The organism is Porphyromonas sp. HMSC077F02 (assembly GCF_001815465.1).
GTDB classification, from domain to species: domain Bacteria; phylum Bacteroidota; class Bacteroidia; order Bacteroidales; family Porphyromonadaceae; genus Porphyromonas_A; species Porphyromonas_A somerae.
The window spans coordinates 15891-30726 of the sequence record NZ_KV820689.1 but is presented as its reverse complement, the minus strand read 5'-3'; the positions used below and the strand labels follow the sequence as shown (position 1 = coordinate 30726).

13 protein-coding genes are annotated in these 14836 nt (G+C 46.9%); 1 reads left to right on the top strand and 12 read right to left on the bottom strand.

The features are described 5' to 3' along the window. Positions 1 to 269: 269 nt before the first annotated feature. The 12 genes from HMPREF3027_RS08755 to HMPREF3027_RS09890 form a co-directional block, all read right to left on the bottom strand. Positions 270 to 926, bottom strand: a complete 657-nt coding sequence (locus HMPREF3027_RS08755; RefSeq protein WP_070708207.1) for a DUF2971 domain-containing protein — start codon at positions 924 to 926, stop codon at positions 270 to 272. A gap of 116 nt (positions 927 to 1042) precedes the next feature. Then, entirely contained in the window at positions 1043 to 2581 is a 1539-nt protein-coding gene (locus HMPREF3027_RS08750; protein ID WP_070708206.1) for a RagB/SusD family nutrient uptake outer membrane protein, read from the bottom strand. A gap of 21 nt (positions 2582 to 2602) precedes the next feature. Next, positions 2603 to 5617 carry a SusC/RagA family TonB-linked outer membrane protein gene (locus HMPREF3027_RS08745; RefSeq protein WP_070708204.1) on the bottom strand — a complete coding sequence of 1005 codons (3015 nt, stop codon included), beginning with the start codon at positions 5615 to 5617 and terminating at the stop codon, positions 2603 to 2605. 410 nt (positions 5618 to 6027) lie between these two features. Next, positions 6028 to 6441, bottom strand: coding sequence for a SufE family protein (locus HMPREF3027_RS08740; protein ID WP_018028694.1), 414 nt, complete (start codon positions 6439 to 6441; stop codon positions 6028 to 6030). A gap of 35 nt (positions 6442 to 6476) precedes the next feature. Continuing rightward, entirely contained in the window at positions 6477 to 7559 is a 1083-nt protein-coding gene (locus tag HMPREF3027_RS08735) for a glycine N(alpha)-acyltransferase GlsB (RefSeq protein ID WP_070708203.1), read from the bottom strand. Positions 7560 to 7574: 15 nt separating this feature from the next. Then, positions 7575 to 8399, bottom strand: a complete 825-nt coding sequence (locus HMPREF3027_RS08730; protein ID WP_070708201.1) for a 1-acyl-sn-glycerol-3-phosphate acyltransferase — start codon at positions 8397 to 8399, stop codon at positions 7575 to 7577. 12 nt (positions 8400 to 8411) lie between these two features. After that, positions 8412 to 9368 (bottom strand): riboflavin biosynthesis protein RibF, encoded by a 957-nt coding sequence (ribF, locus tag HMPREF3027_RS08725; RefSeq protein WP_070708199.1) that lies wholly within the window; start codon positions 9366 to 9368, stop codon positions 8412 to 8414. After that, a complete protein-coding gene (locus HMPREF3027_RS08720; RefSeq protein ID WP_083317575.1) occupies positions 9365 to 10669 on the bottom strand; it encodes a murein hydrolase activator EnvC family protein in 1305 nt (434 codons plus the stop codon). Before HMPREF3027_RS08720 ends, ribF begins: the two co-directional genes overlap by 4 nt. Continuing rightward, complete coding sequence (locus tag HMPREF3027_RS08715) at positions 10666 to 11547, bottom strand: DUF4292 domain-containing protein (protein WP_070708198.1); 882 nt, start codon at positions 11545 to 11547, stop codon at positions 10666 to 10668. Before HMPREF3027_RS08715 ends, HMPREF3027_RS08720 begins: the two co-directional genes overlap by 4 nt. Continuing rightward, a complete protein-coding gene (locus HMPREF3027_RS08710) occupies positions 11531 to 13270 on the bottom strand; it encodes a tetratricopeptide repeat protein (RefSeq protein WP_070708196.1) in 1740 nt (579 codons plus the stop codon). Before HMPREF3027_RS08710 ends, HMPREF3027_RS08715 begins: the two co-directional genes overlap by 17 nt. 361 nt (positions 13271 to 13631) lie before the next feature. Next, complete coding sequence (locus tag HMPREF3027_RS08705) at positions 13632 to 14030, bottom strand: type II toxin-antitoxin system HicB family antitoxin (protein ID WP_070708194.1); 399 nt, start codon at positions 14028 to 14030, stop codon at positions 13632 to 13634. A 59-nt stretch (positions 14031 to 14089) separates the two neighbouring features. Beyond that, complete coding sequence (locus tag HMPREF3027_RS09890; RefSeq protein WP_083317574.1) at positions 14090 to 14272, bottom strand: type II toxin-antitoxin system HicA family toxin; 183 nt, start codon at positions 14270 to 14272, stop codon at positions 14090 to 14092. Between the two features lie 170 nt (positions 14273 to 14442). Between HMPREF3027_RS09890 and HMPREF3027_RS08700 the strand changes: the two genes are divergently transcribed. Next, positions 14443 to 14592 carry a hypothetical protein gene (locus tag HMPREF3027_RS08700; protein ID WP_210400697.1) on the top strand — a complete coding sequence of 50 codons (150 nt, stop codon included), beginning with the start codon at positions 14443 to 14445 and terminating at the stop codon, positions 14590 to 14592. Positions 14593 to 14836: the final 244 nt, after the last annotated feature.

The following is a 14836-nucleotide window of genomic DNA, read 5'->3' as shown; positions in this document are numbered from 1 at the left end:
CGCTGGTCGTTCGGGGGCGTTTGCCCCCTCCGACGCAGGGGCTATCTGAATGGCACCCTGTCGGGTGCTTCTTGGGGACTCCTTACACGCCCGTTTTGGGAGAGTTACCTCTTGATAACCCTCTCCAGCCCTCTAACTCTCCCTCCACTCGGCCACTCGATGGATCTGATTAAGAACCTTCGTCAAGAACCTCCGCGAGGATGTTTGACGGATTCTAGCCCTCAGTCAAGGCACGCAATGCAGAAGAAATTGGGGAAGTCAGAAGATATCTAGCCAATAAGAGAGCATCCAAGGGATGGAAATATAACAGCACTTTGATTATCTATTATTCTATATATTTGAATGTTAGAATCAATGGCCTTTATTATTTGATGGTAGAAATCGCGTTCCTTCTTATTTAATTTCTTCCCAAGGTATACAGAATTGAGCTTGATATGATAGTAGGGACTAAGAGTATTGACTTTTCCTGGATCGTATGTTCGGTATGCTCTAGTCTCTTTTTCATTTTTCCATAGATCTGCTTTAGTGGTTATTATTTTTGCAATCCTTTGGTGAGGAGGGTTCGCAATTATAGGTAGTTGGTGCATATACGTTACATCGTTCACTGTCCAAGATTGATTGTAGCTCCCAGTTAGTTCCAATTCTATACAGCAGCCTCTGTGTCCGTCGGCATAGTGGGACCACATTAAAAAGTCATCTGGAAAGTTTGAGTCTTCTTTTCTCATGAGAGAGCATATTCTCGTGCGTCTTAGTTCTTCATAGATTCCATTTAAATCCTTTTTGGGAATATTAGTTTTGTTGAATTTTCCTTCCATTGGGTCATTTAATTCAGTGTAAACTGCTCCGTATAACCGCTTATTTAAGATAATATCGAGAAACCGTTCAAGGTCTTTAAGACTTCTGTATTTGTAATATCTTGGTTTCATTTTCACTTATTCTTATTGAGTTATTTTACGTTCAAGTTGGGTGAAGATAAAAATTGTGGCGTGACCTAGGTCACGCCACAAATCTATTAATTAGTTCTTAAGGATATCCGTGAGGATTAGTTCCAACCTGGGTTTTGAACTAGGTTCTTATTGGTGTTAATGTCATTAGCTGGGATAGGCCATAAGAAGCGGAAGTCACCAGCTTTGTATTCAACATTGTATACACCAGGTCTCAAGTGATCATAACCACCATTAACTTCAATAGCACCTCTCTTAACTGGCATGTTCCAGCGACGAAGGTCCCAAAGTCTAAAGCCCTCAAAAGCTAGCTCGCGAGTACGCTCGTCTTTAATGTCATTGTAAAGTGCGTCGCCACTAGACGTTACATCATCAAGGCCACGAGACTTTCTCAATGCATTAAGGTACTTCTTGGCAGCTCCTTCATCGTTCGTCTTGTAGGCTGCCTCTGATGCAATCAGATACATTTCAGCAATACGGAACACCTTTGGCTTGTGCATTGTATTAGGCAAATACCCACCCCAGTATGTAAACTTCTTATTAGTGTTTTCTGCAAATTCAGGATTTCCCTTATGCTTCGCTATGAGGTAGAATTGGTAGAACTTGTCTTTAAGGTTACACTCTTGCTTGTCAAAGTAGACTGCCTTTCTAAGGTCACTATCATCGTAGAGATCTAGTGTCTGCTGTGTAGGCAAGTAATCTGGTGCATTAACGCCTTCAGTCCCATCAGACCTTTTTTTATCTGTTGATGCACCAAAGTATGGCTCTAGATAGACTGTTTCATCTGGTCTTGATACTGACAGCTGAAGTATTTCCTCCTTGGAGTTGTCGTTAACCCACATTGAAGTAAAGTTCTCTGCTTTTGGTTCAACCAAAGGATATGTTCCAGCATCAATCAGCTTTTTAGCTGTGGATAATGCACCAGCCCAATCGCTCATATAAAGTCTTACCCGAGCATCAAGTGCCTCAACGGCATCTTTGGTAACATCTGTTGCCATTGGCTTGCCAGCTGTCTTTGCTAGAAGCTTTCGAGCTTCAGCAAGGTCTTTATTTAAGATCTGGTCATAGATAGCCTCATTAGTTGCTCTTTCAGGCGTTCCTTGAGGCTCATATTTAAGTAATAATGGCACACATAGATCTGTCTTTGCAGACTCTGCTTTGTATGGTATACCATATCTTACAGCAAGATTCGCGTAACAATATGCTCTGATAAAATGTAGACGTCCAATAAGTTGATCATATCTATCTTTATCTTTGTCAGGAACAGTCAACCCTTTGGCCTCATTAAGAGCCTTATTGACATTAGCAATTGTCTGATAATACTTAATGTATACATCTCTTCGATTATAATCAGAGGTTGTCAGTGCGTCCCAAGCTAGGCTACCCGCATAGTGATTAGCTTGAATTGATGTAGCAACGATTTGATCAGCTTGAAGATCTTGCGTAACAACATAAATATCTTGTTGCATTGACCTAAGTGCAACGGTAGCTCCTGTTTCCCACCTGCTCAAGTCAACAACAGTTTGAAGAGATTCATCTGTTGGAATCGCATCAGTAGGTGTCCTCTTTAAATCGCAAGAACCTAGGGAAACCCCTAAAATGCTAGCGACCAAGGTCATAAGATATATTCTTTTCATATTAATAATCTATTTAACTAGTTAAAAGCTTACTTCTAGACCCAATACAAATTGGCGCGTATTTGGGTTGGTATGGAATGAAAGGTTAGAATCTACCTCTGGGTCAATACCTTCAAACTTTGTAAAAGTCAGTAGGTTACGGGCTGTGCCGTATACCTTCAGGCCAGTAATGACATTCTGCTTCTCTAATAGCTTCTTTTGGAATGTATACCCAATTGTGAGGTTCTTAAGTCTCATAAAAGAGGCGTCAGAGAGGAGACTGCTGTCGAATTTTGTTGCTGTTCCTGTTGCAAGCTGATACTTCATTGAAGGATATCTTGCATTATCACCTTCCTGTTTCCAGTAATTACGTGAATCCTTTTCTGTGTTCATTCCTGCAAACGCCACAGGGTTCTTTGTGAAATAAGTCTCGTTAGCTATCATCCACTTCCCTAATACAAATGCGAAATCTGCATCAAGAGACAAACCTCTCCAGTTTGCTGAAAAACCAAAGCCTCCAGTAATTGGTGGATATCTATGCTTTCCAGTATTCTGCTCTAGGAAGCTTTCATCGAAATCAGATGTAACTTCGTTGTCATTCATGTTGTTGATACCCTTAATTGGATTTCCATCCTTATCCAACTTTGGAAGATACCATCTTGGATCCCCCGTTTTTGGATCTATATCCTTAAATATAGGGTACATAAAGTTAACAGGCTGACCTACAACATAACCAAACCCATAACCTGGAAGTATCCACTCATCACGGCCTTGGAATAGCTTTACAATCTTATCAGCGTTGTAGTTAAAGTTGAAGTAGCCAGAAACTCCATAATCTTTACCTCGTACGATATCCCCAGTGATCTTAATGTCAACACCTCTATTTTGGTATGAACCCACATTCTGCTTGATAGATGCAAAGTCCATATCATCTAGCTTAAGTCCAGAAGTATATGGCTGTGGAACGTCCATCAACATGTTGCGAGTTAGACGATTGTAGAATTCAAAGTCGATGCTAAGTCTGTCAAATAGTGTGGCTGCTACACCAACTGTCAACTTATCTTGGGACTCCCATGTAAGTTCGTCATTACCAGCTTTGGCAATTTTCCAGCCTGGATTGTTCATATACTTTCCACCGTCCCCTACAGTTGCATAGCTTTCGTAGTTACCAATGTTGGCATTACCTTGTGTACCATAGGAGGCTTTAAAGTCTAAGCTATTAAGCCAATCAACATTCGCCAAGAAATCTTCTTTTTTTGCTTTCCATAATAGTCCAGCAGACCAAAACATTGCGTTGCGATGTTTTTCTGAGAATCTTGATGATGCGTCGTTTCTTAGAACTAAGTCAAGGAAGTATTTTTCTTGATAGTCATATGAGAACTGTCCAAAGAAAGAGAGGAATGCATACTCTTTAGTCTTAGACTCGATTGTCTTATCTTTAGTAGCAAATTGTAGCTCTGTGAGACGATCATCATTGATCCCACTACCTAAAGCACTAAAGAAGTTATACTTTGAGTTAATGTACTCGTGTCCTGCAAGGGTAATAAAATGGTGGTCATCAGCTACAGAGAATTTGTATTCAGCCACGTTGTTTGTTGAGAATAGAACGTCCCTTGAGAATTGCTTTGAATTTGTACCATTGCCAGCAAGCTTTTTCCATGATGGAAGGCGTAGGCGGTCACGAGTGTAATCTGCTACCTCAACACCAACCATAGATCGAAGTTGGAAGTTTTTAAAAGGAGTTATCGTGATGTTGCCCACAACGTTCATGTACAACGTCTTGTCAAATGGAATATCCTTTGTCATGTGGTACTTTGGATTGTATGCACCAAGTCCAGGAATAGGCTCATCAAAATATTCGCTACCATCCTCTTTATAAGGGGTGATGTAAGGCGGATTGATAAGAGTTGCTAATGATACATAGGTCTCTTTTGAGGCGTAAGATTTCGGACTAATTCTCGCTTTGTCATAGCTGACACTTGAGTTGATGCCCATCTTGATATAATCATTTAGAGAGCTATTCAAGTTGAGCCTCATATTGATCTTATCGTAAGAAGACCCTGCTCTGATACCCTTCTGAGAAAGATATCCTGCTGAGAAGTAGTAGTTGGTGCGACCAGCTCCACCAGATACGTTTATATCAGACTGAAATGAAGGAGCAGATTGGTAGTAGTACTTCCACCATTCGGTATTGTTATTACCATAAGTTTTACGAAGGTCGGCCACTTCGTCTTTAGACTTAATCCCTGACTCTTCCCAGAAACTAAAGAGCTCATTGGTATTCATCAACTTCTTGTAGTAGCCTGGGTTAGCCAAATCGGAGATTCCATACTGAGTACGAACTGAAATTTGAGCTCTTTCTCTAGCAACTCCTCTTTTTGTGGTAATATAGATTACACCATTTGCAGCACGAGCACCATAAATAGATGTTGCAGCAGCATCCTTAAGGAATTGCATGCTCTCAAAGTCATTTGGGTTCAATGATTGGATAAGCCCATCGCTTACAGGAACCCCATCAAGAATATAGAGAGGCGTGGTATCAGATCCTAGAGACCCTTTACCATGGAAGTTGATTGACGCTCTTTCACTTGGCTCTCCTGATGAGGTGAGTACCTTTACACCAGCAACCTTACCTTGTACAGCATCCATAATGTTTGCTGTTGGCTTGGCTTGGAGCTCTTTGGAGTTAATTTTCACAACAGAGGCAGAGGTATTCGCTACCTTACGGGTTCCGTAACCGATAACTACCACGTCGTCGAGGAGCTCAGTGTCGGGCACTAGCTTGATGTTGAGGTTTGGTGCTGCAGCTACCTCTTGTGTTTTGTAGCCTACATAGCTGACGATAATTAGCTCGCCTTGCTTAGCTTTTAGGGTAAAATCGCCATCCATTCCGGTCATGGTTCCTACTGTTGCGTCGGATTTAAGTCTTACGGTTGCGCCGATGACTCCGTCTCCACGCTCGTCAGTGACGATACCTTTGACGGTGATGGTCTGTCCTAATGCCGAACCTATTGTCAGGAGGCAAAGGGAGATAAGCATTAAAATCTTACTTTTCATACCATTTACTTGTTTGTTAATTGTTTTGTATTGCTCTCGTTAATATTTATTTCTTCGCTCACACTTGAGCTATTTCTGGTTTTCTCTAGGGTTGTGTGTGTTTATCTCTATTTATGTGTCTGATTTTTATTATCTCTCTCTATTTAGGGTGGGTTTCAGTGCGAAAACATCTCAAATAGAGCTCTTACAAGCCAAAGGTATATTAATTTTTCGAGATTGCCAAAAAATAGGTTAAGAAAATGATGGGGAGGGGTGGGGGTGAAGGTGGCAAGGTGCCTAATCGGTGGGGGGTACCTAATCGGACAGGTCAGACGAGGCGGACAGGTCGGACGCCCCTCCGACGCGGGGGCTACGACAAATAGGACCTCCTCTGCGGAGGTCCTATTGGGTGATGGGGTGCTGGGGGAGGGTTACTGAAGGGTGGAGGCGAGGAGCTTGATGTGGCGGACCATGCTGAGGAGACCATTGGAGCGTGTAGGGGAGAGGTGCTCTTTGAGGCCTATCTTGTCGATGAAGTAGAGGTCGGCATGGAGAATGTCGGCCGGGGTTTGTCCGCTAAGTACTTTTAGGAGCATGGCGATGATGCCTTTGACGATGACGGCATCGCTATCGGCCTGTAACTGTAATCGGTTATCGGCATCTAGCTCTCCTGAGATCCATACTCTGCTTTGGCACCCTTCGATAAGGTGCTGTGGTGTTTTCTCACTTTCGGGCATAGGGTCTAGTTCATTACCCATCTCTATAATCATCTCGTAGCGATCCATCCAATCGTCGAGGAGTGAAAAGTCGGCAATGATTTCGTCTTGAATTTGATTGATAGTCATATTATATATAATGTGTATTTAATGTCCGCTGTCGGTTATAAGTGGGGTAGAAGTCCTTGTTTTGGCTCCTCAGGGGTAGGCTCATCGTGGTGGTTGAGTTTGCGAAGCCGTTGCTTAATCCGCTGTAGCACACGCCCAGAGAGGGTGCGAGGGGCATCACGGAGAAAGCTATTGATGTGTCGCTTCTTTTTCTCGGGTGTGATCTCCTCCATCGGTATCATGATGGCGGTCTCGAGGACGTCGCCGAAGAAGGGGTTGTAGCTGGAGCCAAATACCATCAGTGCCTCGGAGAGACCTATATAAGTATTGACGAGAGGGGGGATCGTGGTGCCCATCTCTCGGATCGCTTGGCTCATGTTCTTGTAGTCCTTCTTGTGGTCGTGACCCGTGATGATTTGCTGTAGTTGGTCGATGGGTGTCTCGTACTGGATGGGGTATTTGCTGGTGACGAGTGGAACCTTTGGGGTAAAGTAGGTATCGAGGTAGTAGTAGATGAGGTCGCGTGCCTTGGTATTGTAGCTCTGATACATGGTGACTTTGCCAAAAAAGTATTGGCAATCGTCGTGGATCAGCATAAGGGCTCCGAGGCCGTCCCAAAGGTTGTCGAGGGTAAAGATGGAGCGAGGAAGTCGACTCTTTTTATTGCCATCCAGGGAGGTGTTTTGGTTCTCCACCGTGACGAAGCTACGCCCTAGCTCTATGGTCTTGGGGAGATACTCCTTAATAAATAGAGGGTCGAATTGGAAGATCTCTCCACTCGATAGATGTGTCTCGTAGGTGCCATCGGGCTGCTTCTCTATGGCGTTTTTGCAGAGGATGTATCGGTACCCGCCGAGGATCTTTTGTGCCTCGGGGTCCCAGACAACGAGCTGCTGGTAGCCATCAGGTCGGAGGTCCAGCTCATCGATATCGGCTGCTTTGCCAGTGCCACCTCCGCCTGCCCTAAAGGCCTCTTCTCTTAGTCGGCCTATCTCGAGCATGGTATTGGGGGCTTCGTTGGCGTGGAAAGTATAGAGTTCGTTTTTAGCTCTATTTGTTTTGCGTAGCATCAGCTGCTCGTGTAGCTCGCTACGAATGATTCGAGGGTCTATTGGTGATATGATTATAGCCTGTCCCATGCGGATGTCTATGTGTTATTCGGTGTATTTTTGTGGAAAGTTGTAGAGGCTGTCCCTTAGTTGGCGGGCAAATTCTGTTGCCTCTTTGGGTGAGGGTAGTTCTTGGTAGGGGATAGGGTCGCCTACGTAGATGCGGAAGTGCTTCCCCTTGGCACGGATCAATTCACTGGGAAGTAGAATCAGTTCGGCATTGAACTTCCAACCACTCTTGGCTCTTCGCTTCGCCCATTTGTAGAAACGTGGGCTATTTTCGCCCTCAAAGTAGAGGGGTACGACCTGTCGCTGGTGCTGTGCTGCCATGCGGACAAAGCTGGGGAGCCACTCGGTATCGTGTACCTTGCCTTCGCTATTCATACGGCTACAGAGACCAGCGGGAAAGGTGAGTATCTGTTGGTCGCTCTCAAGGGCTTCATTGATCAGTTTGATCGATTGGCGTGCCTGCTGACCATATTTATTAATGGGGAGGAAGGTGTCTCGGAATTGGTAGACGTACATGAGGACGTCGTTGACCATAATCTTGAGTTGCCCACCATAGTGCCCACCAAGTAGGGCGGCGTAGATAATCCCGTCGGCGCCTCCAAGGGGGTGATTGCTAACGAAGAGGGTGCGCTCCTCGGGCTTAGGAAGTCGCTCCGCACCGATGATGTCGCAGGTGATGCCAAGGTAGTCCATAATCTTATACCCCATTGAGACGCCCCCCACCTCGTGCTGTAGCTCCATCATCTGATTGAGCTCCTTCTCGTGGATCAATCGCTGTAGCCAGCGGTAGAGAAACCCTGGGAGATAGCCTTTGTATTTGCTCTGTATCGCCTTCTTGATATCTATCTTCTTTTCGCTCATAGCATTATTTCATTAAAGGGTGAGGGGGTGGTGGGTGAAGAAGGTGCGGGTGGTGGTGAGGTCCTTTTGGAGTTGGGCCTGTAACTCCTGGAGGGAGGCAAACTTTTGGTCTGCTCGGATGAAAGCTCTGAAGGCGACTTCGATTTCATTGTCATAAAGGTCGCCTTGGAAGTCGAGGAGGTAGGCCTCTATCCTATTAAGCGGGATGCCTTCGGGGGTGATGGTGGGGGTGGAGCCGTAGTACGACATGGCGGGGTAGATGCGATCTCCATGCCGCACCTCGGAGATGTAGACACCCTCTTCGGGAAGGGTGAGGGAGGGGTCGTAGGGGATCAGATTGGCGGTGGGGAATCCTATGGTACGGCCTATCTGTCGGCCTGCTTTCACCCGACCGGTGATGCTGAACGGCCGTCCGAGGAGTGCCTCAGCGGTGGAGAGGTCGTTGTGGGCAATCGCTTCTCTGATGCGCGAGGAGCTGACCACGGCATCGCCCATCTGAAAGGGGGTGACGCGCTCTATCTGTAGCCCTAGCTGGCTAAGTCTTTCATCGAATTGGGGAGTGGTGAGGGCGGGTGTCTCCTTTCGGCCGAAGCGATTGTCGTAGCCGAGCTTCATGCCGATCACTCCTCGCTCTATGAGGGGTTGGGCGAACTGTGTGGCGGAGAGGGCTGCCAGCTCTTTGGTGAAAGGGAGGATCAGTAGATGGTCCACCCCTAGCTGGGCAATCAATCGCTCCTTCTGATCCATTGAGCAGAGGGTGTGTGGGCGAGGAAGGTCGGGCCTAAGGAGGGCTAATGGGTGCTTGTCCATCGTGACCACTAAGCTCTCTGCGGAGAGACGGTGTGCCATCTCCTGAGTGGCTTTGATGAGGTGCTGATGCCCTTTGTGTAGCCCATCGAATAGTCCTATGGTGGCAACAATGGGCTTCCCCGATGCCTTCATCTCCTCTATATGGTGGTATATCTTCATCGTCTTATCCACTGCTCTGGATTGAGTTTGGTTCGTTCTTTCCACACTTGGAAGTGCAGTTTGGTTGCACCGCCTAGCTCTGGGTCGGAGTAGATCTTACCGATCTCCTGCCCCGTCTTGACCTTGGACCCCTTAGAGACATAGACCTCAGTGAGGTTGCTGTAGACGGTGAGGTAATTACCGTGACGCACGATCACGTTGGTATTGAAGCCCTCTACCACAAAGATAGAGGTCACCTCGCCATCAAAGACCGCTCTTGCCTTGGCACCAGGGGCTCCTTGGATGTCGATGCCATTATTATCGATCTGCACATGCTTCAATCGGGCATACTGCTGTACACCATAGTGACCTACGATGCGCCCGCCACCAGTGATGGGCATTGGGAGACGACCACGATTGTCTTCAAACTTCGCAGAGAGCTTCGTCTCCGCCTCCGTCATAGCGTATCCCCCTTTGGTCTTAGCACGCCTTTGCGTTGTGGTGGTCGACTTACCTTTTTGCTTTGCTGCTTCAGCTTTTCGCCTTGCCTCCTCCGCCTCTCGTATCTCCTTAGCGATCTGTGCTTCGATTTGCCTATTGAGGGCTTGGGCCTGTCGGCGTTGCTTGGCTAGCTCTTGCCGTAGCTTCTTCTCCTCGCCTTTGAGAGCTTTCACCTTGGTTTGCACCTTTTGCTTATCTTGCTCCAGCTTGCGTTGCTCCTCTTCTCGACTTTGTAGGAGGAGTGCCTTCTGCTGTCGGCTCTGCTCTAGCTCTGCTCTCTGAGCGTCGATCTCTTGTCGTAGCTCCTTGAGCTTCTCCCCCTCTTTCCTCTGCCAGGTGGCATACTCTCGCAGATACATCGCCCTCCGCATTCCTTGTGCAAAGTCTTTGGCGGAGAGGATAAATAGGAGCTGGTCCTTCACGTTGCTGCCTCGCTGGAGTGCTCGGAGCGACTTCACGTAGGCCTCCTGACGCTTATCGAACTGCGCCTGTAGGCGGTTGAGCTCCTGCTCTAATGCAAAAAGTTGTTGGTCGGTCTCCTGTACCTCTGCCTCAAGAGTGGTGATCAGCTCTTGGCGGTCCTTGATCTGCCCATCAAGGAGAGCGAGCTGCTGTAACTGCTCCTTGGCAGAAGAGGCGGTTTGCTGTAGTGCTTTATCCACACGTGCTATCTCAGCCTGTATCTGCTTGCGTCGGGCCTCTAGCTTTTGTACCTCCTTGGACTTTTGCTGCGCAGTGGCGTAGCCTGGGAGTAGCCCTACTAGGAGTAAAGCTACCATACAGCGAAACAATAGTTGGCCAGCTCTATTCAAACTCATCATAGTGATTGGATGATCTTATAAATATCCTGTAGGGAGATCCTCTGATACTGAGCGGGTGGAGTGGTCTCCCATGTGCGTGCCTTGCCCTCCTCCATATCTTGTAGGTCGAAACGTATGAGCCCATACCGCTCTGGACCTCCTCTAAACTCTAACTGCATAAGGGTGGGAAGTGGCCGTATCTCTCCTCCCATGCGGAGATGGGTAAAGCGGTCGTAGGTGGCTTGTAGCTCTCCTTCCCCTGGCACGGTTATGGTGGCCGTGTAGAGGTTGAGTGCGGTGTCAAAGAGTAGTTTGATCTGATTGCCACCAGGACGAAGCTGGCTAGAGAAGAGGTAACCCTCCTCGGTTTGTTTCATCTCCATCCGGCGGAGCGCAGTAGCCCCGATCTCCACGAAGTTGAAAGGCTTATTCTCAATCACTGCCTGTAAAATCATGGGGTCGATGCCTGGGATCGGCAGATAGCTAGAGAGTTTTCGATGGGCTTCCTCCTGAAGGAGGTAGTACTTATTGAGGCGGTCGAGTGCCAGTACGGTATCGTCGGCAACGGTCAATCGCCCTGCCTCCATAAAACCTATCGGGCGGATGGATAGTTCGAAGCCTTTGCCTGGAGCTTGGTACCACCGTATGCCGATGCCGTTCAGCTGGATCTGTTTCTCGGGAAGATCAATATTCAGCGAAACCCTACCACGGGCGGCAATGGAGGGGTACTCTTGCTTTTGGCTATAGAGCTCTATAAACTGCGACTTAGTAAGGTGGGGGTAATGGCCTGCTATCTGCTGAATCGCCTTGCGAGAAGTACCACAACTGGAGAGGAGTAGTAGGAGCGACCAGCAGAGGAGTAGGGTGGTGGTGGAGAGATGGTTATTCCTTTGTTTCATCTTTCTCTATGCTCTTTTGGTCCCGTTCGTGGACGATGTTTTCAATTTTCTTTTCGATTGTTGGTACGTCGCCTCCCGCTTCGAGTGCCTTGCGGAGTGCCTGTAGAGCCTCTTCGTACTCCCCTAGCGCGAATAGGATGTCGGAGTAGTGCTCGTAGTAGAGAGGGTCGGGCTCTTCTTCCTTGCTGATGGCACGCTCCATATATATCTTGGCAAGTGGATAGGCCTTTTTGAGGTAGAGGATCCATGCGTAGGTGTCGAGGAAAGAGCCGTTGTCGCTGTCATACTGCACTGCTTTTCGTGCCATTTCCTCAGCCCTATTGAGGTCCTCGGGAGTGCCGTGCTTAGTCATCCCGTAGGCGTAGTTATTGTATGCGGTTGGGATGCCTGCTGCCACAGCTTTTTCATAGAATTGGGTGGCTGTTGTCCAATCATCATCTTGTATCAAATCTGCCTTTATGAGCGCTATCTGTCCATACATTGGGTCGCCCTCCTCAACCACCTCAATAGCGTGGTCTACTCTTTTATTAAAGGTGATGCTATCCTCTTTATTTAGTGCCACCAATGCGGAGTACAGATTGAGTATGCCATCGTGGGGAATGGACTTTAGTCCTTGAGTAGTGACTTGGTCGAGTTGTTCCACATCCTCTGCATTGGCATACTTCTCCACAAAGTAGTAGTAGGGCGAAGGTAGCTCGGTGCCCTTTTGCACCAGCTGTGAGAATATCTTCTCTGCTTGGAGCGTATCAGAGAGGAGTAGGTGGTCATTGGCCGCGGCTAGTGCAAAGCGATCCTCTTCACTGTAGATCTGCTGTAGCTCTAGCTCGGTCTCGATGAGCGTGGGGAGTAGCTTTGTGAGGTCTTTGCTATTGCTACGAGCCGTATTGAGGAGCGATTGAACCCTAATTGGGTCGCTGCCCTCTAGCTGAGCCACTCGTAAGATCTCCGCCTTCACCGCTTCATTATTGCCTTTCATGGCATTGAATGAGGTGGTGATGTTGGAGAGGGCTTCGTTCTCAGGGTCTAGCTTTTGTGCCTTTTGAAGTTGCTCGATGATCTTATCGTCTTCTCCCCGCTTCTCATAGATCGTGACTAGGAGGAGCGTGGTCATAGGCTCATTGGGCTTTTCCTCTAAGCGCTTTAGTAGTATTTGCTCCGCCTCCTCAAGCCGTCCGAGGGCTATTAGTAGCCTGCTTTCGTTGATAATAGATACGATATCCTGTTCGGCTCCGTCACTACCTCTGATGGCGTTGAGGGCTTTCTCTAGCTGGTTGGAGTTGGCATAGGTATTGGCGAGTTGGAGGCGGACCTCTCGGTCATTGGGTCGTAGCTCAAGTAGCTTTTTCGAGACCCTTTCGGTGCACTCCCAATCCCCAAACTTCTCTGAGAAATCTAGAAGCTTCCTGCCCGTCTGGTAGTCGAAGCCAGAGTATTGGTAGCTCTTCTCTAGCAGATCTAGCCCTCGCTCGTCATTGGCGTGCTGCAATAAAAGCTCCGCCAACCCATCTAGTATTTCGGGCTGGGTGCTATCAACTTGATACGCCATCCAAAGGTGATTGAATAGTGGGGAGGGTTGAAGGTCTGGCCCATTCACCTGTAGAGCACGATCAAATAATCGATTGGCGACACTCGTTTTCCTCGATGGCATATCCTGTGCCGCTAGTGGCCAATTGGCAACGAGCAGTAGTAGGAAAAGGAGCCCCCGTATAGTCTTTATATTCATGCTTTAATAGTCTCTGCAATGTCTGTAAATTATCCCCTTTGATAATATACAAGTGTAAATATACCAATTTTCGGGTATTTGTAAGGGAAAAGAGTGTTTTTGGAGCACGTGTTACACTTTAGAAAAGACTATTGTGCGAATGATCATATTCAAGCTGTTGAGGATAATGGCGTAAGGACCTCGGCAGAGGTCCTTACTTATAGACACCCTGTTAAAAAGTATACGGTAAGAACTTTCTAATGCGTAACCCCTGTGTTTTTGGAGCACGACGGATCTGGAGATTAGATGATGTAAAAATAATTAAGCCCTAGAAACCTAGGGCTTAATGTAAAAACAAGAGAGGTCACCTACAGTATGACTTTTATAGCGTGACTTTAGATAGCGTGTCACCAATGCTTCTGATACCGTTGATAATCTTGGCTTGTGTCTCTTTTCGGGGCGATTTTATTCCGTTTTTATAAGCCGATAGTTGACGTTGATTGATCCCACTCGCATCTGCCAATGCCTTGAGTGTTATTGGTACTTGCTGTAAAAGAGCCGAGGTGTCTAATGTGTATGTAGTCGTGTAATTTCCTTGTAGTTCTTTTGGAACTTCTGCGTTGTCTTCAATACACTCCTCTTTGTATTCTTCTAGAAAGTTTTGAAATGCCTCTTTAGCTTCTGCGATGGTACGTCCCATGGTTGAAATACCTATCTCTGAGTCTGTATAGACAAAGTATTTTCCTTCGGACCAGGTGATAGTAGCTTGTACTGTATTCATAACATTCCACGTCGTATAAAGAGAGGTGGGTGGCAGTGGTACGGTCTACCACCCATTAATTACTCTCGCTTAATCCTCTTTAACACGCTTTTTACTAATCCCTCTCCTAGGTCTTTCGATCCATGGTTCGGAATTATCTCAGGTCGTGCCCCTTGTTTTGAGTATACAAAGTGACTTCCTTTAGTGCGCTTGAGAGTGTACCCTGCTTTGAGTAATTCCTTTTCTAACTCTTTAAAAGTCATACTAAGGCCTCTCTTGTTACGGTCGATATTAACCGTATGGCAAAGGTAGTAATAATACCACCAACAAACAAGCTTTGGTGGCGTTTTGTTCGCATTAAGTTAGAGTTTGGTATCTTTGAAGGAGCCCTATGGAGAGGTAACTAAGGCATTAAGAATTAAGGAACAGTATTATGAAGACAAAAGAGAACGCGAGACTGGAAAATAACAACCACAAGATTGTGGATTATGATGCTGTACTTGATGCTGAATTTGGTGCTGTGGGTACAGCGGAAAGAGCTAAGCATGAGGCTGAGGCCAAAGCCTTCTATGCAGGTCAGTGATGTCCTTCTTGCATCAACCTCATATTCCGTATGCGTGCGGAATGGATTCCGCAGGGCTACGGAATGCGTTCCGCACGCATACGGAATGTATTCCGCACCATATGCGGAATATGCGGAAGGTATATCATCGCATTCCTGAAAGTGTAGACACTCTGTCTCCTCTATTCCTGAAAAAGTAGACACTGTGGGGGCAATTGTCTGATTTTAATAGGTAAGGACCTCGGCAGAGGTCCCTCTTAAATAG

Coding starts and splice junctions, on each gene's coding strand:
- HMPREF3027_RS08755 (WP_070708207.1), bottom strand. CDS start 926: ATGAAACCAAGATATTACAAATACAGAAGTCTTAAAGACCTTGAACGG.
- HMPREF3027_RS08750 (WP_070708206.1), bottom strand. CDS start 2,581: ATGAAAAGAATATATCTTATGACCTTGGTCGCTAGCATTTTAGGGGTT.
- HMPREF3027_RS08745 (WP_070708204.1), bottom strand. CDS start 5,617: ATGAAAAGTAAGATTTTAATGCTTATCTCCCTTTGCCTCCTGACAATA.
- HMPREF3027_RS08740 (WP_018028694.1), bottom strand. CDS start 6,441: ATGACTATCAATCAAATTCAAGACGAAATCATTGCCGACTTTTCACTC.
- HMPREF3027_RS08735 (WP_070708203.1), bottom strand. CDS start 7,559: ATGGGACAGGCTATAATCATATCACCAATAGACCCTCGAATCATTCGT.
- HMPREF3027_RS08730 (WP_070708201.1), bottom strand. CDS start 8,399: ATGAGCGAAAAGAAGATAGATATCAAGAAGGCGATACAGAGCAAATAC.
- ribF (WP_070708199.1), bottom strand. CDS start 9,368: ATGAAGATATACCACCATATAGAGGAGATGAAGGCATCGGGGAAGCCC.
- HMPREF3027_RS08720 (WP_083317575.1), bottom strand. CDS start 10,669: ATGATGAGTTTGAATAGAGCTGGCCAACTATTGTTTCGCTGTATGGTA.
- HMPREF3027_RS08715 (WP_070708198.1), bottom strand. CDS start 11,547: ATGAAACAAAGGAATAACCATCTCTCCACCACCACCCTACTCCTCTGC.
- HMPREF3027_RS08710 (WP_070708196.1), bottom strand. CDS start 13,270: ATGAATATAAAGACTATACGGGGGCTCCTTTTCCTACTACTGCTCGTT.
- HMPREF3027_RS08705 (WP_070708194.1), bottom strand. CDS start 14,030: ATGAATACAGTACAAGCTACTATCACCTGGTCCGAAGGAAAATACTTT.
- HMPREF3027_RS09890 (WP_083317574.1), bottom strand. CDS start 14,272: ATGACTTTTAAAGAGTTAGAAAAGGAATTACTCAAAGCAGGGTACACT.
- HMPREF3027_RS08700 (WP_210400697.1), top strand. CDS start 14,443: ATGAAGACAAAAGAGAACGCGAGACTGGAAAATAACAACCACAAGATT.